This is a genomic window from Halomonas zincidurans B6, from assembly GCF_000731955.1.
Classification (GTDB): Bacteria; Pseudomonadota; Gammaproteobacteria; order Pseudomonadales; family Halomonadaceae; genus Modicisalibacter; species Modicisalibacter zincidurans.
In genome coordinates, this window is the sequence record NZ_JNCK01000001.1 from 395,837 (window position 1) to 415,838 (window position 20,002).

Below are 20,002 nucleotides of genomic sequence, written 5' to 3' on the forward strand. Positions count from 1 at the left end.
ACGGCCGCAAGGCCGCAAGGCCGGGAACGAACTTATGACTGGGTTATAGCTCCCTTGCCTTGGAAAACCACACGCTTTGTCTTGTCAGCCAAGCCTGGCGTGGCTGTGTGACTGTAACCTCTCCAACCCACTGATCCGAACCACCTCCCTCGTCACCGCCTCGTCGAGCATGCCGCGCCCGGTTTCCACCAGGGTCAGCCAGTGCCTGGCGCGTGTTATGCCCGTGTAGACCAGTTCTCTAGTCAGGATCGGGTTGGGCGCATCGGGCAGCAGCAGCGCGGTGTGAGTGAATTCCGAGCCTTGGGACTTGTGCACAGTCATGGCGAACACGGTTTCCACCGCCTGCAGGCGGCTGGGCAGTACCCACTTGATGGGCTTGTCGGCATTGGCGGTGGGGAAGGCGACGCGCAACACGTTTCTGCCCGGTTCTTGCGGGTGCGGCTGGGCGAGGGTGATGCCGATGTCGCCGTTCATCAGGCCCAGGCCGTAGTCGTTGCGGGTGACGAGCACCGGGCGGCCAAGATACCAGCCGCGTTCGAGCTCCCGGTCGTTGGCGCTGATCAGATTCTCGCGGCGCAGCGCCTTGCCGATGCGCAGGTTCAGGCCTTCCACGCCCCACGGGCCCTTGCGCAGCGCGCATAGGAGCTGGAAGCGGTTGTGCGCCTCAAGCACGGCCAGCGCCCAGGTATCAAACGCCTCACGCTGTGCCTGTGGGTCGCTGCCGGCCGGGGGGCGCTGTCGCTTGAGCACCTCGAGATAGTGGCGGTAGCCGGTGGGTGGGGCGAGTTCGTTGCCGCGGTGCTGCCGGCCCGTGCCCCGGTTGACGAAGCCGGCCGGGTTGCCGTCGACCACCAGCCGCTCGAAGGCCGGGTCGTCGGCATCCGCCAGGGCGAGGCGGGCAATATCGGCGTAAGCGCTCCGGAATACTTCGCGGATGGCGTGCTTCTTGTCCCGGGGCTGATGATCGCCGGTCAGCGGGGCGTTGACGGCCTGGGCGAGCTGACCGATGCCGCTGGTGGCATCGAAGCGATGGCTGACGCGCAGCATGGCGATGGCCTGGTCGAGCGGCTGGCCGTTCGCATCCCGGTACTCGTCGCGCTGGAGCCACTGGCAGGTCGCCGGGCTGTAGTGGCCGCCTTCGGCTCGCTGGCACAGATCGCCGAGCACCGCGCCGGCTTCCACCGAGGCGAGCTGGTCCTTGTCGCCGAGCAGGATCAGCCGCGCTCGCGGCGGCAGGGCGCCGAGCACGGCGGCCATCATCTCGATGTCGACCATCGAGGCTTCGTCGATCACTAGCACGTCCAGCGCCAGCGGGTTGCCGGTGTGGTGGCGGAAGTGGCGCGTGTCGGGCCGCGAGCCGAGCAGGCGGTGCAGCGTCGTCACCTCGGTGGGAATCTGCCGCTTGAGCGCCTCGGGGTCGTCGCTGACGCCGTCGAGTCTCAAGCCGCCGACCTGCCCGGCGATCGACTCGTTGAGCCGCGCGGCGGCCTTGCCGGTGGGCGCGGCTAGACGAATGCGCAGCGCGCGCTGGGTGTGGGCGAGCTGTTGCGATTGCAGCAGGGCGAGCAGCTTGACCACGGTGGTGGTCTTGCCGGTGCCGGGGCCGCCGGTGATCACCGCGAAGTGCGCGCGGGCGGCCAGGGCGCAGGCGATCTTCTGCCAGTCGGGGCCGGGCGCTCGGATGTCGCCGGGGAACAGTGCGTCCAGGGCCTGGCGAAGTTGGGCGGCCGATGCATCGCGAACGAGTTCGCTCCCACGGCTGGCAGCGGGCTGGGAGTCTGGGTGGTGGCCTGGTTTTGTGGGAGGGAACTTGTTCCCGATGGGGTCGTGAGCCGAGCCACCGGCATCGGACTCGTTCGCCGCGAGCTTGGCGCTTATCTGGCGGCGAATGTCCTGTTCGTACTGCCAGTAGCGGCGCAGGTAGAGCCGGGCGCTGCCGGGGCCGTCGAGCCTGACCAGCGGCGTGTTGCCGGAATGGTCGTCGCGGCCGTCGGCGACCAGTAGCGGGTGGTCGAGCGCGGCGCGCCAGCGTTCCAGTTCGAGCCCTTCCAGCACCTGGCTGGGCAGTGGCGGCGGGTCGCTGAGGTCGTCGCCTTCCGGCGGTAGCGAGAGCGCCAGGTTGGGCGCGGCCAGGGTCTGGGCAAGATCCAGGCAAACATGGCCGCGTCCGAGCTGATGGCTGGCCAGCGCGGCGGCGAGCAGCAGCAGGGGCGAGTCGTCGCTCACTTCGCGATGCAGAAACACCGCCAGGGCACGGTCCAGCGCGCGCAGCCAGCCGCGCTCCACCCAGCGGTCGAGCAGGGCGAGCAGCGCGTCGATGTCTTGCAGCGCCGGGTTCGGGGCCGTGCCGTCTGTAGCGCTGGCCACGTCGGCCGTTTCGTCTTCGGCGGTTGGCGGGGCCTCGCTCGCTTCGCCCGGCTCGGCCTGGACGAGCGGGTCTTCGTCCAGGTCCTCAAACAGGTCGGGGGTGGCGTCGTGCTTGCCTTTACCTTGTTTGTCTTTACCAGGCGCGCGCTTGGTCATGCCGGCGTCTCCGTGTCGGTCGGCGCTCGCTCGGCGGCCGTGTGGTCGTGGCCCCGGAACAGCGCGTCCATTGCCTCGATCAGCTCACGGGGCGGGCGCTCGGCATACACGCCGTGGCCCTCGGCGTTGGTTCCGCGCAGGAACACGGTCAGCGAGCCACCGATATGGCGGTCATAGTCGTAATCCGGCAGGCGCGATCCGAGTAGCCGGTGCAGGGCGAGCAGGTAGAGCGCGAACTGCAGGTCGTAGCGCTTCTCGGCCACCGCCAGGCGCATCGCCTCGGGGCTGTAGGCGGCGTCGTCCGGGCCCAGGTGATTGGATTTCCAGTCGGCGACGTAATAGCGCCCCTCGCACTCGAACACCAGATCGATGAAGCCCTTGAGCATGCCGTTGAGCGTATCGGGGTCGAGGGGCGAGCGCGGAGTGCCAGCGAGTGTGTGAGCGCTTACGAGGGCGTCCAGGCGACGGGTGTCGACGCGGCTGGCGGCGAACCAGAATTCCATCTCGACCTGGTAGGTGGCCAGCGAATCGAGCCTGAACGTTGCCGCCGTCTGGCCCGGCGCGGGCAGCGGCAGCGTGGTGGTCAGCAGCGCGCCGAACCATTCGTGCAGGGTGGGCAGCCATTGCGACCAGCCGCGCAGGTTTAGGCGCCGCGCCAGGGCGTCCTCCCGGGCGGCGGGGTCGGCGGCCACCCTGGCGAAGCCCTGCCCGCCGGCCCATTCGAGTATGCCGTGCAAAAAAGTCCCGGGCCCCGGGCCTCTTGGAAACCGATGCAAGGAACGATCTGCGCGCGGCCATACGGCGTTACTCTCTCGCTCGAACTGCTCATTTACCGGCATGTAAACTCCGCTTTCTCGCGAGAGAGTGCCTTGTCTGGCCGTCGCTCGATGGCGTTCCTCAAGGAATGGCGACCTGTCACGAGGTTCTTCGATCACTTCCAGCGCGGTGGATTCCAGCGCGCTGGCCGGTTCGGGCAGCGTCGCACCCTCGACCGGACTGATGGATGCGATATCGGCAGGCGCCATGGGCGGGGCGCTGTGGAGAGTGTCAGCGCTTACTGGGGCGGGCTCGATTGCACCCGCCGCCGCGCCGTCGGCGGAGATGCGCAGCGCCGAGTAGCTGGCGATCCACCAGTGCTCGCGGGCGGGCCGCGTGGGGGTGGGCGCCTCGCCGAGGGCGTCATCGACGCCGGCCAGCTCGACGACGCGGGCATGGGCCGGCGGCGCCGGCTCGATCTGGATGTTCGGACAGGCATCGTCGCCGAGGCCCTTGAGCCGAGCCAGCGCGGCGTCGAAGCCGGCCGGGTCGATGGGGTTGCCATTGTCGAGCAGCTGGCCGATGGCGCTGCCTTCCAGACCCTTGAGCGGCGCCATGCCCAGCCAGGTGGCGTGGCGCGCGCGGGTCAGGGCGACGTAGAGCTTGCGCAGGTCCTCGCCCAGGCGCTCGCGGTCGACGATGGCCAGCATCTCGTCATCGGCCTCCAGGGTGATATGCAGCCGGCCCTCGGCGTCGTGCCAGCGCAGCGGCGAATCGTCCTTCCTGGTCGGGCGGTGGCCGCAGATGAACGGCAGGAACACCAGCGGATACTCCAGCCCCTTGGACTTGTGGATGGTGATCACCTGCACCAGGTCGGCGTCGCTTTCCAGGCGCAGCTTGTGGGCGTCGCCCTGGCCTGCGGGGCGGGCGATGGACTCGGCCAGAAAGCGAATCAGCGCGTGCTCGCCGTCGAGTTCCTGGCTGGCCTGCTGCAGCAGCTCGCCGAGGTGTAATAAATCGGTAAGTAGGCGCTCGCCCTCGCTGGCCGGGCCGCCTTCGAGTAGCCGCGTGGCGATCTCGAAGTCGTTGATCAGCCGGCGTACCAAGGGCAGCACGCCCTGGTTGCGCCACAGCCGATGATAGTCGCGAAACTGCATGACCCGGCCTTCCCAGGCCAGCTCATCATGTCCTTGTGAAGAGCCAAGGTCGTTCAGTTCGGCGAGGCTTAGCCCCAGGGCGGGCATCGCCAGGGCGGTGTGCAGCTTGCGGGCGTCGTCGGGCTCGGCGCAGGCGTGCAGCCAGGCTTCCAGCTGCGAGGCCATGGATGATGCGAACACCTTGTCCTTGTCGGAAAGGTAGACGCTCTTCACCCCGCGCCGCGCCAGCGCCTGGCGGATCGCCCGCGCCTCGCCCAGGCCGTTGACCAGCACCGCCATGTCGGAGGGCCTGAGCGGCTTGAAGGCGTGTTTGTCCCCACCCTGGAAACCGGCGCGGTTACTATTCATAAACCCGGCACGGCCGTTTTCCATAAACCCGGCGCGGCCGCTTTCCATAAACCCGGCGCGGCCGCTTTGGCCCTGCTCCAGCAGCTCGACCATGTGCGAGGCGCAGCGCTCGGCCATCTCGCCGTGGTAGGCGGTCTTGGACAGCGGCTCGTCGCAGTCGAGCCGCCACAGCGTCATGGCGGGCAGCGGCCGGCCGTCCACGGTGAGCGCGTCCTTGCGGCCCTTGGCATCGACGCCGATAAAAGGCACTGGATTGCCACCGTCGCGTTCCTTGAACAGGAACGCCCCGGGCGGGTGGCTTTCGGCATGCGCGAAGCAGCGATTGACCGCCGCGACCATCTCGGTGCTGGAGCGGAAGTTGGTGCCCAGGGTGACGTGGCGGCCCTGGGTATCGCGGCGCGCGCGCAGGTAGGTGTGGATGTCGGCGCCCCGGAAGGCGTAGATCGCCTGCTTGGGATCGCCGATCAGGAACACCCCCCGGGTTTCAGAAGAGCCGCGGCGATTCTCGCGGATACGATAGACGCAGTCGAAGATGCGGTACTGCACCGGGTCGGTGTCCTGGAACTCGTCGACCAGCGCCACCGGGAACTGGCGGCGGATCTGCGCGCCCAGCGCCTCGCAGTTGGGGCCGGCCAGGGCGCGGTCGAGGTGGGTCAGCAATTCGTTGGGGCCCATCTCGGCGCGCCGCTGCTGCTCGCGGTCGAGTCGTTGGCGGCACCAGTGCACGGCATGGGTGAGCAGGTCGGCGTAGGGGTCGGGCAGGGCCCGCAGCTCGCCCTGCAGCGCCTCCAGCGCGGCCAGCGCCGGGTGATCCGGCGGTTCGCCCTCGAGCCAGATCTCGGCCATGCCCGCCGGGGTCAGGCGTTTCCAGGCGGCATCGGTCAGCCCCGGCCAGATGGCATCGTCCTGGCACCATTCGCGCAGCGCACCGAACCAGTTGGCGCGGCTTCTGGCGTTGAAGCTCTGGCCCTTGAAGGCCTTCTGCCTGGCGGCGTTCTCGAACAGCGTCTCGCACTCGTCGAGCCAGGCCGGCCACGGCGCCTTGAGCTCCGCCAGGCGCCGGGCGGCCTCATGCTGGGCGCGGGAGACGGCCTCGGCGGGTGGCGGGGCGTCCTTGGGCAGCGCCGCGCATTCGGGCAGCAGGTCGCGCACCGCCTGGTGCAGCGCCTCGGGGGCGTCCCAGTGGCGCACCACGCTGGCCAGCACCTCGCCGTCCAGCGTGTAGTAGAAGTTGCGCCAGTAGTCGCGCACCACCTCGAGCTCCAGCTCGGTCTGGTCGTTTTCCAGATCGAGCGAGAACAGGCTGCCGCTGTCGAAGGCGTGCTCGCGCAGCATGCGATAGCACCAGCTGTGAATGGTCGACACCGCGGCCTCGTCCATCCATTCGGCGGCGAGCTGCAGACGCCGCGCGCAGGCCGGCCAGACGGCCGGGTCGTACTGGTCGCGCAGGGCGAGAAGCAGCGGGTCATTTGCGACAGCGGTGCCGGGGGCAGGTTGGAGCGAGGGTCTTTTTCCAAGGAGGGAAAAAGTAGCGCTCACGGATGGGTTTACAGCGCCCTCGCGCAGGCCTGCCTCCGGAGTCGCGGCATCGTCGGCAGGCATTTCTGCTAAAAAAACCCCCGCCGCTTCCACCAGCCGCGCGCGAATCCGTTCGCGCAGCTCCTGGGTGGCGGCGTTGGTGAACGTCACCACCAGGATTTCGGGCGGGGTCAGCGGGCGCTCGAAGGCGGCCTGGTCGTCGTCGTGACGCGCGCCGAGCACCAGGCGCACGTAGAGCAGGGCGATGGTGAAGGTCTTGCCGGTGCCGGCGCTGGCTTCTATCAACCGGCTGCCATGTAAAGGGAAACTGAGTGGATCGAGCTGCGTGACGTCGCTCATGGCTGGCCTCCCGCTTTGCCGTCCTTTTCCGGCTTGCCCCGCTGCGGCTTGTCTCCTTTCACGGCGCGATGCACCGGGGCCAGCAGCCGCTCGGTGAGCTCGGCGAAACCGAAGGCGTCGCGGCGGTGATCGTGCAGCGCGGCGAAGCTCGGCCAGCGGTGGGCGAGATACGGGTTGCGGTCGACTTCGCCGGCGTTGTAGCCGTCGCCCTCGTACTGCTTGCGCGCGGCCTGCCAGGCGTCGCCGTCGCGCTCGCTGTCCGGCGTGTTTTGTGAAGAGCCCAACTTGCTGAGCCAGACGAAGGCGCTGCCGCTGGCCAGCGGCAGCGGCTCGCGCATGCCGGCCTGCCAGGCGGCGATCAGCTCGACGAGGTGGGCGCGGGCGGTGGCGGGCTCGAGCGGCGGCAGGGTGACGTGGCCGGCCTTGGAGAGCAGCCGCGTGGTCATCGGCTGGCCATCCAGATGGCCCGATAGATGCGCGACCCACGGGCGCAGGATGTGATGCCAGTGATACCTGCCTTTCTTGATCAGGCTGCTGCTGGTCAGCACCAGGCGGCAGCGCTCGCCGTCGGCGTTCAGCCGCAGCCCGTCCAGCCAGTCTTCCAGCGGCGCCGCGCCGGGAACGTCGAGCAGCACCGCCTCGGGCTCGTCGATGGCGTGGGGCCAGGCCTCGAGCGCGGCTGCGTAGGCGTCGAACAGCGCCTCCATCGGCTCGACGAGTTGCTCGCGCATGCGGCTGCCGAACGCGCCCATCGCCAGCACGCCCTGGCCCTGCAGGCGCTCGAGCGCCTGGTGCAGGGCCGGCAGCCGCGGCTGGCCGTGGTCCACGGCGCGGCGCTGTACCTGAATCAGCTCGTCCTGCAACTGCCAGTTGGTGAGCCCGTCGAGGGCGAAAGGCTCATGATCGAGACTGACCAGGTCCTCGCGCTCGAGGGTGACCTTGAGCCGGGTGGTGAAGAAGGCCCGCGCCGGGTCGCGCAGGAAGTTGCCCAACTGGGCCAGCGTCAGCGGCGTGTCCTGCTCGAACGGCCGCAAAGCTACTGAGCTCGACGATACGGTGTTAAAGCCCTTCTCGAACTGCTCATTTACGGCTTGTAAACTCCGCGTTCTCGGCGGGCTTTGCCTTGTCTCGTCTTCGCTAGTGACGCTTTGGCGTCGTTCGAGATCCGAATCCAGCTCGGTCGGGTGCACCGCGCGCCATTCATGGGCGTAGGTGATCAACCGGCGCTGGCCGACGCCGCGCTCGGCCAGCGCCGCCGGGGTCGGGAAGTAGACGCGGCTGAACGGTTGCAGCGGGTGCTCGCTGGTCAGCGCGTCCAGCAGCGCTTCGTCGTGGGCGGAGCGCCAGCCGGCACGCAGATGATCGCGCAGTTGGCCGACCAGCACCGAGGGCGGTTTCTCGCTGTTGTCGACGATGCTGCGGCCCACCCAGCTGACGTAGAGCTGGTCGCGGGCCGAGAGCAGCGCCTCGAGGAACAGGTAGCGGTCGTCCTCGCGGCGCGAGCGGTCGCCGGGGCGGTAGTCGCCGTTCATCAGGTCGAAGTCCATCGGCGGATGGCTGCGCGGGTAATCGCCGTCGTTCATGCCCAGCAGGCAGACGCGCTTGAAGGGGATCGCGCGCATCGGCATCAGCGTGGCGAAGTTGACCGCCCCGGCCATGAAACGCTGCGACAGGCTGTGTTCGTCGATCTGTGCAAGCCAGTGCTCACGCACCACGGAAAGCGGCAGTTCGCGGGTCAGGCCGGCTTCCTCGGCGCTCTCCTGCCAGGTCTGCAGGGCCAGTTCGAGCTGGGCCAGCATCAGGCTGTCCTGGGCGTCGTCGCCGCTGAAGCTCTCCTCGAGCAGCGTGCGCAGCCGCTGCACCCAGCCATTGACGTCGGTGGGCTCGCGCAGCGCGTGCCACTGGCGCTCGAGGGTTTCCAGCAGGCTGGCCAGCGGCCCGGCGAGCTGCGCTTCCAGCCCGCCGATGTCGTCGAACGGTTCGATCCCCTGCCAGGGGCCGCTGGCCGCCTCGCCCACGGTGTAACCGAGCAGCAGCCGGCGCAGGCCGAAGGCCCAGGTGTTCTGCTCCATGCCGTGGGGCAGGTCGAGGCTTTCGCGCTGGCGGCCGTGCAGCCCCCAGCGGATGCCGGCGCCCTGAATCCAGTGGCGCAGGGTCGGCAGGTCGTCCTCTTTGAGCCCGAAGCGCTCGCGCAGCGCCGGCACGTCGATCAGGTCGAGCAGGTCGCTCACCGAGACCCGCAATTCGGGCAGGCGCAGCAGCGTTTCCAGGGCGATCAGCAGTGGCAGGCGGTGGCGGCTGCCCTGGTCGGACAGGGTGTAGGGAATGAAGCGCGGATCGCCGGGCGCGTCCTGGCGCCGCGCGTATTGGCTCTTTTCATACTGACCGAACACGGCCTGGATGTGCGGCGCATACTGGTCGATGTCCGGCACCATGACGATGATGTCGCGCGGGCGCAGTTCGGGGTCGGCGCTGAACGCGGCGAGCAGTTGATCGTGAAGGATCTCGACCTCGCGCTGCGGGCCGTGGGCGAGGTGGAAGACGATCGAGTCGTCGCTACGGGTGTCCACCGCCGGCCAGGTCTCGCGGGTCTCGTGGGGCGGGCGCAGCTCGCGGATGTCGTCCTGCAGCTGGTTGAGCAGGCGCTGCTCGCCGCGGCTGTCGACGAACGGCTCGAACAGGTCGATGCGCAGCGCCTCGGCGGCGAACAAGCCTTCGTACTGCTGGCTGTCGTCGTGCTCGTCGAGCAGCCGCAGGTAGTCGCGACCCTGCTTGCCCCAGGCGGCCAGCAGCGGCTGGGCGTGCAGGTGCAGGCCGGCCTCGCCGTCGCCATCGCCGAGCACGTCGAGCTGCGTGGGCATGCCCGGCTTGCGGCGTTGGCGACGACTCGCTGCCCTCAACAGCTCCTTGTGCTCGATGATATCGGCCCAGTAGTGCTGGCAGGGGTTGTGCACGCACAGCACCACCTGGCAGCAGCGGGCGATGACCGCCAGCGCCTCGAGCGTCTGCTGGGGCAGCGATGAGATGCCAAACACCATCACCCGGCGCGGCAGCCCGGGCGGACGGGCGTCGCAATCCAGATGACGCGCCGCCTCCAGGAAGCGCCGATGCACCATGGCGCGGCTGGAGGCGACGCCGTCGTCGCCGACATCCTCGATCAGCGCCCGCCAAAGCGCCGGCTGCCAGCACTGGCTTTCGTCCAGCGCCCGGTACTCGCCGCGGGCGGTGATCAGCACGTCCTCGCCGCGGCTCCAGGCGTCCAGCCAGTCGGCGCGGTAGACCTGGTACTGATCGAACAGGTCGGCCAGGCGCTCGGCGAGCTGGTGGTGCTTGCGCAGGTCGTCGTCGCCGTCGAGGAACTGGCGCAGCGGGGCGAAGACATCGCGCGCCATCAGCTCCGGCAGCAATCGCCACAACCGCCACACCAGGCGCGACTTGTCGAACGGCGAGGTGGCCGGCACGGCGCCGGGGTCGTTCTCGACGTGGGTGAGCACCGCGCGATAGGCCTGCCACAGGAAACGCGCCGGCAGGGTGATGTCCAGCGCGGCGGCGATGCCGGTGCCGCCGTCGCGCTCATCGGCGGCCAGCGCCAGCTTCATCCACTGGGCGATGCCGTTGCTCTGGACCAGGATTACCTCGTCTTCCAGCGGCGCCAGCGGGTGGCGTTTCATCCACTCCACGGCCACGCCGCGCAGGTCTTCCAGGCGGTTGCCGTGGATGGCCATGAAGCCGGGCTGGAGGTCGGGCGACGAGGCGAGGGGCATGGCGATCCTGCATGACTGGATAAATGAGCAGCAGTTATGGTGCCCCAACCCACGACGGGAGCAAAGGGAAGAAGCGTGTTATCGTAACTTGAGCGGAGGTATCGACGATGAACCGAGCCGAGACGTTACAACGACTGCAAGCTCACATGCCGGCCCTGAGGGCGGATTACATCCGAACTTCTCACATCGCTGATAGCCTTGAAACAGTGCTATGACTAGCCGGGAAAGGCGCTAGTCGTTCTTCGATAGCTCCAGATTCAAGTCACTTGGTTCGATGCTCGGCATCGCTAAGATATTCGCCCCCTCGCGGGCGACGTAGCCATGGCGGCAGCGTTGCTAACCCAGCACCTTGCCCTCGCACCAGTAGCCCATGCTGGTGACGTAGCGCTTGGGCAGCCCGCACTCGTTGACCAGGTAGCGACGAATGCCCCGCGCCACCTTGGTTTCCGCGGCGATCCAGGCGTAGAAGGGGGCGCTGTCGTCGACGCTCGCGGCTTCCCAGAACAGGCAATCGTCGGCCGTCTCCTCGGCGATGTCGGCACTCTCTGTACTTCCGGCGGTACTCCCGGGCTCACCGCCCAGGGCACGGATTTCCCGGTTCAGGTCGAGATCGCGCACCGCGCTCAGCAGCCGTTCGCCGTGGACGCAGCCGGGGGCGGCGTCGCGCGGCAGCCAGCGTACCTGGGCGGTGGGCGTCAACGGCTGCTCGTCGCCGCCTTTCGGCACCTCGACCAGCGCTTGTACCAGCGGGCGATCGGAGCGCGAGGCGAGCTCTTCTAGAATGCCGGCCGCCGCCGGCAGGGCGGTCTCGTCGGCCACCACCAGGATGCGTCGCACTCCGCGCGGCGGCTTCCATTCGAAGCCCACCGGGGCGGCGTCCGTATCGGCCACCGGGGCGGTCATCGCCAGGCGATCGCCGGGCCGGGCCTGCATCGCCCAGCGCGAGGCGGGGCCGTTGTCGCCGTGCAGCACAAACTCGACGTCGACCTCGGCGCGGGCCGGGCGCAGTTCGCGGATGGTGTAGGTGCGCATCGGCGGGCGCTGGGCGTCGGGCAGGGCACGGTAGGCGCCGTACCAGTCGTGCTCTTTCTGCCTGGCGATCTCCAACAGGGCATCGAGACCGCTCTGGACGCCGGGTTCGCTATCGGCTTCAGGAGCGGGGAAGAACAGCTTGATGCGCTGGTCCGGCGCATGGGTGGCCATCTGGCCGACCTCCGGCCCGGTGAAGGTGAACCGGACCAGCGACGGGCTGATCGGGGTACGCCGGGAAAGGGTGACGTCGAAGATTCGGTAGCTTTGCTGTGCGGCCATGGCGCATTCCCCGTTGCGATCGCAGCAGGCTATCACTTCTGATAACCATTCTCAATTGACCGCTTGCCTGGTTTCCCGCCGAGGCAAAGTGACGTACCCGCCGGGAACGCCGTCATCTCCGCTCACTCCCTGGGCGGCAGCCGGCGGCGCTCGAACCGCCCGCCGAGGCGCGCCTGGCCGAACAGTCGCCCGCCCAGGCGGTAGAGCAGATACAGAAAGCCCAGCGGAAACAGCACCGTCTGGGTGATGAAGATCATCGTCAGGTCGACGACCTTGTCGGTGATCGCGTCGAAGCCGTCGACCACGCTCGCTACCGGGTTGCCGACCAGGTTGTCCAGGCTGCCCTTGAGCTGCTGCCACCAGCTCTGGGCGTCCTGCTGACCGGCGATCCGCTCGTCGGCGATCTCCGCCAGGCGCTCCTCGGTGGTTTCCAGCTGGCTCATGGTGGCCTGGCGCGGCTCGTCGAGGAACGCCTCGCTGGCCAGGCCGCTGGCCAGCGCCACCAGCAGCACCGCGAAGCGCAGGAACACGCAGGCGAGCGCCAGCTTGAGCGCGACCGCCTGCCCGACCCGCGCGCGCAGCGCCACCAGTACCGCGGCCAGTATACAAGCGCCGCTGACCAGCGCCTTGATGACGACGTTGGCTGAAATGCCCAGCAGCAGCTTCTGCAGGGCCAGCGAGCCGGTGGCGGCGAACATCACCCATGAGAAGCGCTCGATCATGTCGTTGGCCGGGTCGAGCGCTTCGCCGACCGAGATCTGGAATACTTGCAGGTCGACGGTCGAGGACTGCAGTACCGAGATGGTGGCGTTGAGCCCCCGGGCGATGGCGAAGGCGGCGAAGGCGTTGCCGAGCGCATCGTCGAGGGTGGCCAGCGCCCAAAACTGCGGCGCCTCGAGCCAGGCCAGGGCGGCCAGCAACAGCAGGCTGGCCGCCAGCCAGAAGGAGCGTGTCATCGTGAGTGGTCTCTCGGGGGCGGTCTGGGGCATTCTCGCCCAGGTCGGTGGCAGCTGTCAGGGTCTACATTTTCAGTGACTCATGAACTGGCGAACAGATCGTCCGAGGCGGCGAGACTCACGCCCTCGAGCCGCAGCAGCCACTGCTTGCGCGGTAGCCCGCCGGCATAGCCGGTCAGCTGGCCGTTGCTGCCGATCACGCGATGGCAGGGCACGACGATCGCCAGCGGGTTGCGGCCGTTGGCGGCGCCCACCGCGCGGTGGCTGTTGGGACAGCCGATGTCCCGCGAGATCGTCGCGTAGCTGCAGGTATCACCGAAAGGCACCTCGCGCAGGCGTTGCCAGACGCGCTGCTGGAACGCGGTGCCCTGTGGGGCGAGGGGCAGCGAGAATTCCCGTCGCGCGCCGCGAAAGTATTCGGCGAGCTGGGCCTTGCAGCGCTCGATCAGCGGATGAGGGCGGGCGTCATGCGCGGCCTCGTCGACGAAGCGGATGTGGGTGATGCCCTGGTCGCTGGCGCGAATCTCCAGCAGGCCGATGGGCGAGTCCGAAGGCGCGGCAAGATAGTCGAGATAGTGAAGAGTGTCGAGGGTCATGTCAGCGGTTCCACAGTTGGAAGGTCAGGTAGCTGCGCCAGGGCGAGGCGGCGGCGGGATCGGCCCCGTCGAGCTCGCCGAGCGCCTTCTTCACGCCCAGGTCGCCGCCCAGCCAGATATCGGGGTGGCTGGCGCCGCGCATGCGCGCGTAATCCACCGTCCAGGGGCCGATGCCCTTGAGCGTCAACCAGGCCTGGGCGTCCTCGTCGTGGCCGTGGGCGAGATGCCATTCGGCCAGGCGTCGCAGCGTGTCGCGCCGCGCGCCCGGCATACCGAGAAAGGCCAGGTCGCTGGCGGCGATAGCGGCCGGCTCGGGAAAGCGGCGACGCCCTTCGCTAGCAGCCTCATCCTCACGCTCACCCAGCGTGTCGACCAATATCTGGGCCAGCCTGCGGGCGGCCGCGACCGAAACCTGCTGGCCGAGAATCGCCTTGATGCCGGCCTCGAACTGGCTCCAGATGCCGGGCAGGCGCAGGCCTTCGACCAGCTTGAGCCCCGGGGCCGTCTGGGCCAGGTGGGCCTCGATGGCGGTGCTGTCGGCGTCGAGGTCGAGCACCCGACGAATGTTGCCGACCACTGCCTTGAGCGACGCCAGCCGATCGAGCTCGAGGGTCACCGAAAAGCGGTGATGCTGCGGCTCGTGGTGCGCGGTGAAATGCCCCTTGGCCCCTTGCCAGGCAAAGCAGCGACCGTAATGGTCGTCGCCGACCCACTCGAGGCCGTTGATCGAGCGCTGGTCGAGGAAATCGCGCAGCCGCTCCCAGGCATAGGGCGGGCGATAGGCCAGCTGCAGCGTCAGCCCGCGGCCGCCGTTCGCGGCGCGGCGGCGCAGCTCACCGGGGTTCATGCCCATGCGTCCCGCGACAGGCGCGCCTGGCGACAGCGTTCGGGGTCGAGCACGGCGTTCTCCTTCAAACGATAGCCATCTTGGCGATCAGTGTATCGCGTTGCCCGCCATGGACTCGCCGGAATCGGCACTCGAGTGACTGTCCGGCACACTTGCAAAGTGCGTTGCCCGCTATCACCTATTCTCAAGATAACGCGTTCATTTCGCCGATGGCGATGACCATCGGTCATTCGGGAGGCTCGATGTTACCCACGTTCACCCTGCGCTATGTCCGCTTGCCAGCGCACTTCTACGAGCGCTTCGTTCCCGTGCCCGTTGCCTCGCCACAACTGGTGGCCTTCAACCGCCCGCTGGCCGAGGAGCTGGGCTTCGACCTGGACGCCTACGACGCGGCGCTGGCCACCCAGGTGTTTTCGGGCAATCGCGTGCCCGACGGCGCCGAGCCCCTGGCGATGGCCTACGCCGGGCATCAGTTCGGCAACTTCGTGCCGCGTCTGGGCGATGGCCGGGCGGTGCTGCTCGGCGAGGTCACCGACCGCCAGGGGCGGCTGCGCGACATCCAGCTCAAGGGCGGCGGACGCACGCCGTTCTCGCGCGGCGGCGATGGGCGCGCGCCGCTTGGTCCGGTGCTGCGCGAGTACCTGGTCAGCGAGGCGATGCACGCCATGGCTATTCCTACCACCCGGGCGCTGGCGGCGGTCACCACCGGCGAGCGAGTGGTTCGGCGCATCCCCGAGCCGGGGGCGGTCCTGACCCGCGTGGCAGCGAGCCACATTCGCGTCGGCACGTTCCAATACTTCGCCGGGCGCGGCGATATCGACGGCCTGCGCGCGCTGGCCGACCACGTCATCGAGCGCCACTATCCACAACTGCAGCCCGAACTCGCCGACACCGAGCATCTCAACCGTCCCGAGGGCGAGCGCTATTTGGCGCTGCTCGAGGCGGTCCAGGCCCGCCAGGCGGCGCTGATCGCCCGCTGGATGGGCGTCGGCTTCATCCATGGAGTGATGAACACCGACAACATGAGCGTCTCCGGCGAGACCCTCGATTTCGGTCCCTGTGCGTTCATGGAGGCCTACGATCCGCGCACCGTGTTCAGTTCCATCGACGAGGGCGGGCGCTACGCCTACGGCAACCAGCCGGGCATCGGTCAGTGGAACCTGGCGCGGCTGGCCGAGACGCTGTTGCCGTTGATCGACGCGGACCAGGAGCAGGCCATTGCCAGAGCCACCCAGGTGATCGAGACCTATCCGGGGCGCTTCGAGGCCGAGAAACTCGCGGTGATGCGCGCCAAGCTCGGCCTGACCGGCGAGGAGGCGGGCGACGGCGAGCTCGTCGATTCACTGCTGGAGGCGATGCAGGCGGGGCGCGCGGACTTCACCCTGACTTTCCGGCAACTCGGTGACGTGGCGGCCTCGGCCGAGGCCGAACCGGTACTGCTCGAGCTGTTCGAACGCAGCGAGCCGATCCAGGCCTGGCTCGCCCGGTGGCGCGAGCGGCTGGCGCGCGAGGCGGCCGAGCCCGACGAGATCGCCCGGCGCATGCGCGCGGCCAATCCCAGGTACATCCCGCGCAATCACCGCGTCCAGGAGGCGCTGACGGCGGCGGACGACGGCGACTTAGGGCCCTTCGAGACGCTGCGCGAGGTGCTTTCCAGACCCTTCGACGAGCAGCCGGGGCGCGAGGAGTACGCGCTGCCCGCCGCGCCCAGCGAGCAGGTGCTGCGCACCTTCTGCGGCACCTGAGGCGGACGAAAGTCGTACGCGGGCAGGCGTTGTGCGGGGTTGCCGTGCGCGTAAACTGGCCATAGCAAGAATGTTAGCGACAGCCACAATCACAACAGGAGCCGCCCGCATGTCCGTCCGAGATATCGCCCTCTATATCGATGGCAAGCCCGTGCCGTCGCAGTCCGGTGACTGGCGCGAGGTGATCGATCCCGCGACCCAGAAGGTCGTCGCCCGGGTGCCGTTCTGCAGCGTCGAGGAGGTCGACCTTGCGGTGGCCAGCGCCCAGGTCGCCTTCAAGACCTGGCGCAAGGTGCCGCTGGCCAAGCGCATGCGCATCATGCTCGCCTTCCAGGCGCTGATCCGCGAACACACCGGCGAGCTGGCGGCGCTGATCACCGAGGAGCACGGCAAGACCCTGCCCGACGCCGAGGGCGAGGTGGGGCGCGGCCTGGAAGTGGTCGAGCATGCCTGCTCGATCACCTCGCTGCAGCTCGGCGAAATCGCCGAGAATGCCGCCAGCGACGTCGACGTCTATTCGCTCAACCAGCCGCTGGGCGTGGGCGCGGGGATTACCGCGTTCAACTTCCCGATCATGCTGCCGTGCTTCATGTTTCCGCTGGCCATCGCCACCGGCAACACCTTCGTCTTGAAGCCTTCCGAGCAGGACCCGTCGTCGACCATGCGGCTGGTCGAGCTGGCCCATGAGGCGGGTGTGCCGCCCGGTGTGCTCAACGTCGTGCACGGCGGCCCCGAGGTCGCCAACCGGTTGTGCGACCACCCGGACATCAAGGCCGTGTCGTTCATCGGTTCGACGCCGGTCGGCACACAGATCCACGCCCGCGCCGGGGCCGCCGGCAAGCGCGTGCAGGCGATGATGGGCGCCAAGAACCATTGCGTGATCATGCCCGACGCCAATCGCAGCCAGGCGATCAACAACCTGCTGGGCTCGGCGTTCGGCGCCGCCGGCCAGCGCTGCATGGCCAACTCGGTACTGGTGCTGGTCGGCGAAGCGCGCGAGTGGCTCGACGAGATCGTCGACAAGTCCCGCGCCATGACCGTCGGCCCCGGCACCCAGCGCGACGCCGACCTGGGCCCGCTGGTGTCGCCGGCGGCGCGCGAGCGGGTGGTGGCGCTGATCGGCAAGGGCGAGGCCGAAGGCGCTACGCTCAAGCTCGACGGCCGCGGCCTGAGCGTCGACGGCTATCCGGACGGCAACTTCGTCGGGCCGACCCTCTTCAGCGACGTGACCGCCGACATGGCCATCTATCGCGAGGAGATCTTCGGTCCGGTGCTGTGCGTGGTCGGTGTCGACACGCTGGACGACGCCATTGCGTTCATCAACGCCAACCCCAACGGCAACGGCACTTCGATCTTCACCAACTCCGGCTGGGTGGCCAAGCGCTTCGAGAGCGACATCGACGTCGGCCAGGTGGGTATCAACGTGCCGATCCCGGTGCCGGTGGCGTATTTCAGCTTCACCGGTTCGCGGGCCTCGAAGCTCGGCGACCTGGGGCCCAACGGCAAGCAGGCGATCCAGTTCTGGACCCAGACCAAGACCGTCACCGCGCGCTGGTTCGAGCCGGAAAACGTCTCCTCGGGAATCAACAGCACCATCTCGATGGGCTGATTCGTACCATGCTGTAACGCGGCCTCGTCTCGCCGGAGACGGGGCCGTCCTGCGTTGAGAGAAACAAAGAGTCAGTGCGTCTAGACGATCCGGCACCTCTGAAGCAACTGAATGACCGGCTCGAGCTGGCTTTCGTGAAGCACCAGCAGGGTCGTGGCCTGCGGCTCGCCCTCGGCGGGCGTGACGATGGCGAACTCGCCCTCTTCGAGGTGGAATTCGTGGACCTCGCAGGGCCCGGAAGTCGTCAGGCAGCGGATCGAGCGGTAGACGTCGTCCTCGCCGTAGGTAAGGCGATGATAGATCTTGAAGAAGGTATAGAGAAGCAGCCCCTGGTCGAACGCGGGCCAGCGCGCCGGGGTGCTGCGAGTCAGCTCGTCTATCGCCTGGCCGGCCTGCTCGGCCTGGGCGATCGCGTCGTCCAGCGGCCTTTCGAGCAGCGAGCGGTCGTCGCAGGGCAGCGCCTGGCCGTCGCGTCGCGCCTGGCGATAGCGGGCCTCGACGTGGCGCAGGTCGGCGAGGTTACGCAGGGCATGATCGCTATGATTGAGTTCGCCGAGCTGGAAGTTGCCGTTTTCCCAGCCGTGGATCACCCGCACCTTCAGGTCGGCCGCGGCCAGCGGGCGGTCGAGCAGAGCGTGCAGAGCGACCGGCAGGTGGTCCCAGCGTGCATGAACGTGATTGCCGAACGCCTGGTAGGGATCGGCGAACAGCGCATGCAGCCGGCCGGGGGCATGCTCGTTGGCTTCGTGATAAGGCATGGCGCTTGGACCCTATGTCTGCGTTATTCTTCGTTGTTGTGTCATCGTTTCAGACCGTCGAATGATACGTTGAGCCGGCGGTTCATGCAGCACCGCCAGGCCGGACGCTATGCCCGGCACATCCGAGGTTACGACAATTTGCCATAACTTGGGTTATCGGCGCTGCGGCGTTAATCTTTAATCGACACATCTACATTCACTGTCGCCAGGGGAGTCCTGTCCACAGGGCGGGCTGAGAGTGCGGCTTTACGAAAGCGCTGACCCTGGAACCTGATCCGGTTCATACCGGCGGAGGAAGTGCGACATGTTTTACGCGACCCTGGCCGCGCTCGCTGCGGCGTTGCTGTTGTTTGCCATCCTGGGACTGCGCGCGAGCCGCGCGGGGGAGGCGCTCGACGACTACATGACCGCGCGCAATTCACAGCCGGCCACCACCCTGGGGCTGTCGTTTCTGGCCTCGGGAATGGGCGCGTGGATTCTCTTCGCCCCGCCGGAAGTGGGGGCCTTCGTCGGCCCGGTGGCGCTGGCCGGCTACGCCATCGGCTCGGCGCTGCCGTTTCTCGTGCTGGCATTGTGCGGCCCGGCGATCCGCCGCTGCCTGCCCGAAGGCCGGAGCATCGGCGAGTTCGCCGCGGCGCGGTTCGGCAGTGGCGTACGCCGCTATGTGGCGCTGATCTCGGTACTCTACATGGCCTGCTTCCTGGCCGCCGAGTTGAGCGCCATCGGCGGGATCACCGAATTGCTCTCGCCGCTGTCGGGCAGCGTGGCGATCGTCGCCGTGGCGGTGACCACGCTGGCCTATACCGCCTGGGGCGGGCTGCGTGCGAGTCTGGTCACCGACCGCTGGCAGGCGCTGTTGCTGAGCGCGCTGCTGCTGGTCGTCGGCGGCGTGGCGCTGGCGCGAATGCCCGCGTTGCCGGCCTCGGCCGCACTGCCCGACGTCGCGTTCGGCGATGCGCTGGGGGTGGCGCTGACGCTGGTGATCGCGGTGACCGCAGCCAACCTGTTCCACCAGGGCTACTGGCAGCGCATCTGGGCCGCCCGCGATTCCCGGGCGCTGGGACGCGGCGCCGTACTCGGCGCCGTGACGACGGTAGTGGTGGTCGCCGTCGTCGGCGGGCTGGGAATCCTCGCGGCGCTGAGCGAGGCCCGGCTCGGCGAGCCGCCGATGCCGTTCTTCGCCCTGCTGATCGCGGCTCCAGGCTGGCTGAGCCTGCTGGCGCTGGTGCTGGCGGTGACGCTGGTCGCCTCGAGTGTCGATACGCTGCAGAATGGCATCGCCTCGCTACTGGTCGGCGAGGGTGACAGCCTCGACCGACGCGGGCTGTCGCTGAGCGGGGCGCGCTGGATCACCCTGGCGTTGATGGTGCCGGCGATGCTGGTGGCGCTGCAGGGCGTGTCGGTGCTGCGGCTGTTTCTGATCGCCGATCTGTTATGCGCCACGGCGGTGGTGCCGGTGCTGTTGGGGCTCTGGTCGCGGATGAGCACCGCCGCGGCGGTGGCCGGTGGGCTGGCCGGGCTGAGCGGCGCGGTGCTGCCGGGCTGGATCGCCCAGGGCAGCCTGGCAGGCGGTCTGCTGGCGGCGAGCTTCCCGGGCGGCGCGCCGACCCTGGCGCCGTTTCTCGGCGCGCTGACGGCCTCGACGCTGGTGGCGGCGCTGGTCGCCTGGGTGCGGCCGGTGAGGGCGCTGTCGGCCCAGTGATCGGCTGGCTCGCTGGCTGCCCGCTGTGCCACTCAGCGACCGGAGGCAGTTT

The 20,002-nt window shown here is 68.5% G+C and carries 11 protein-coding genes and 1 riboswitch; of the genes, 3 read left to right on the forward strand and 8 right to left on the reverse strand.

The window, feature by feature from the left end; translation table 11 throughout:
- Positions 1-84 precede the first annotated feature (84 nt).
- From recD to HALZIN_RS0101935, 7 genes are all read right to left on the reverse strand, one after another.
- Complete coding sequence (recD, locus tag HALZIN_RS0101905; RefSeq protein ID WP_084173270.1) at positions 85-2,523, reverse strand: exodeoxyribonuclease V subunit alpha; 2,439 nt, start codon at positions 2,521-2,523, stop codon at positions 85-87.
- On the reverse strand, positions 2,520-6,662 hold the full coding sequence (gene recB / locus HALZIN_RS0101910) for an exodeoxyribonuclease V subunit beta (RefSeq protein WP_035575080.1): 4,143 nt from the start codon (positions 6,660-6,662) through the stop codon (positions 2,520-2,522). Before recB ends, recD begins: the two co-directional genes overlap by 4 nt.
- Positions 6,659-10,426 carry an exodeoxyribonuclease V subunit gamma gene (gene recC / locus HALZIN_RS0101915; protein ID WP_035575081.1) on the reverse strand — a complete coding sequence of 1,256 codons (3,768 nt, stop codon included), beginning with the start codon at positions 10,424-10,426 and terminating at the stop codon, positions 6,659-6,661. The genes recB and recC overlap by 4 nt, the downstream gene beginning before the upstream one ends.
- A 336-nt stretch (positions 10,427-10,762) precedes the next feature.
- Positions 10,763-11,737 carry a siderophore-interacting protein gene (locus tag HALZIN_RS0101920; RefSeq protein ID WP_031382569.1) on the reverse strand — a complete coding sequence of 325 codons (975 nt, stop codon included), beginning with the start codon at positions 11,735-11,737 and terminating at the stop codon, positions 10,763-10,765.
- Positions 11,738-11,859: 122 nt separating this feature from the next.
- Entirely contained in the window at positions 11,860-12,693 is an 834-nt protein-coding gene (locus HALZIN_RS0101925; protein ID WP_031382570.1) for a hypothetical protein, read from the reverse strand.
- 80 nt (positions 12,694-12,773) lie between these two features.
- Positions 12,774-13,289, reverse strand: a complete 516-nt coding sequence (locus HALZIN_RS0101930; protein ID WP_051907328.1) for a methylated-DNA--[protein]-cysteine S-methyltransferase — start codon at positions 13,287-13,289, stop codon at positions 12,774-12,776.
- 1 nt (position 13,290) lies between these two features.
- Entirely contained in the window at positions 13,291-14,136 is an 846-nt protein-coding gene (locus HALZIN_RS0101935) for an AlkA N-terminal domain-containing protein (RefSeq protein WP_051907329.1), read from the reverse strand.
- A 242-nt stretch (positions 14,137-14,378) separates the two neighbouring features.
- On the opposite strand from HALZIN_RS0101935, the gene HALZIN_RS0101940 reads away from it, so the two are divergent.
- Positions 14,379-15,881 carry a protein adenylyltransferase SelO gene (locus HALZIN_RS0101940; RefSeq protein ID WP_031382573.1) on the forward strand — a complete coding sequence of 501 codons (1,503 nt, stop codon included), beginning with the start codon at positions 14,379-14,381 and terminating at the stop codon, positions 15,879-15,881.
- A 109-nt stretch (positions 15,882-15,990) separates the two neighbouring features.
- Positions 15,991-17,490, forward strand: a complete 1,500-nt coding sequence (locus tag HALZIN_RS0101945; protein WP_031382574.1) for a CoA-acylating methylmalonate-semialdehyde dehydrogenase — start codon at positions 15,991-15,993, stop codon at positions 17,488-17,490.
- Between the two features lie 80 nt (positions 17,491-17,570).
- On the opposite strand, the gene HALZIN_RS0101950 is transcribed toward HALZIN_RS0101945, so the two are convergent.
- The gene (locus HALZIN_RS0101950) at positions 17,571-18,248 is read right to left on the reverse strand and encodes a hypothetical protein (protein WP_031382575.1); all 678 of its coding nucleotides are present in this window, start codon (positions 18,246-18,248) and stop codon (positions 17,571-17,573) included.
- Between the two features lie 197 nt (positions 18,249-18,445).
- Positions 18,446-18,563, forward strand: a riboswitch (TPP riboswitch).
- On the opposite strand from HALZIN_RS0101950, the gene HALZIN_RS0101955 reads away from it, so the two are divergent.
- On the forward strand, positions 18,553-19,950 hold the full coding sequence (locus HALZIN_RS0101955) for a sodium:solute symporter family transporter (RefSeq protein ID WP_031382576.1): 1,398 nt from the start codon (positions 18,553-18,555) through the stop codon (positions 19,948-19,950). It overlaps the preceding riboswitch by 11 nt.
- Positions 19,951-20,002 lie beyond the last annotated feature (52 nt).

What these genes read in the sequence shown, in the direction of transcription:
- HALZIN_RS0101940 (WP_031382573.1), top strand. Translation starts at nt 14,379, where the DNA reads ATGTTACCCACGTTCACCCTGCGCTATGTCCGCTTGCCAGCGCACTTC.
- HALZIN_RS0101920 (WP_031382569.1), bottom strand. Translation starts at nt 11,737, where the DNA reads ATGGCCGCACAGCAAAGCTACCGAATCTTCGACGTCACCCTTTCCCGG.
- recD (WP_084173270.1), bottom strand. Translation starts at nt 2,523, where the DNA reads ATGACCAAGCGCGCGCCTGGTAAAGACAAACAAGGTAAAGGCAAGCAC.
- HALZIN_RS0101945 (WP_031382574.1), top strand. Translation starts at nt 15,991, where the DNA reads ATGTCCGTCCGAGATATCGCCCTCTATATCGATGGCAAGCCCGTGCCG.
- HALZIN_RS0101950 (WP_031382575.1), bottom strand. Translation starts at nt 18,248, where the DNA reads ATGCCTTATCACGAAGCCAACGAGCATGCCCCCGGCCGGCTGCATGCG.
- HALZIN_RS0101955 (WP_031382576.1), top strand. Translation starts at nt 18,553, where the DNA reads ATGTTTTACGCGACCCTGGCCGCGCTCGCTGCGGCGTTGCTGTTGTTT.
- HALZIN_RS0101925 (WP_031382570.1), bottom strand. Translation starts at nt 12,693, where the DNA reads ATGACACGCTCCTTCTGGCTGGCGGCCAGCCTGCTGTTGCTGGCCGCC.
- HALZIN_RS0101930 (WP_051907328.1), bottom strand. Translation starts at nt 13,289, where the DNA reads ATGACCCTCGACACTCTTCACTATCTCGACTATCTTGCCGCGCCTTCG.
- recC (WP_035575081.1), bottom strand. Translation starts at nt 10,426, where the DNA reads ATGCCCCTCGCCTCGTCGCCCGACCTCCAGCCCGGCTTCATGGCCATC.
- recB (WP_035575080.1), bottom strand. Translation starts at nt 6,662, where the DNA reads ATGAGCGACGTCACGCAGCTCGATCCACTCAGTTTCCCTTTACATGGC.
- HALZIN_RS0101935 (WP_051907329.1), bottom strand. Translation starts at nt 14,136, where the DNA reads ATGAACCCCGGTGAGCTGCGCCGCCGCGCCGCGAACGGCGGCCGCGGG.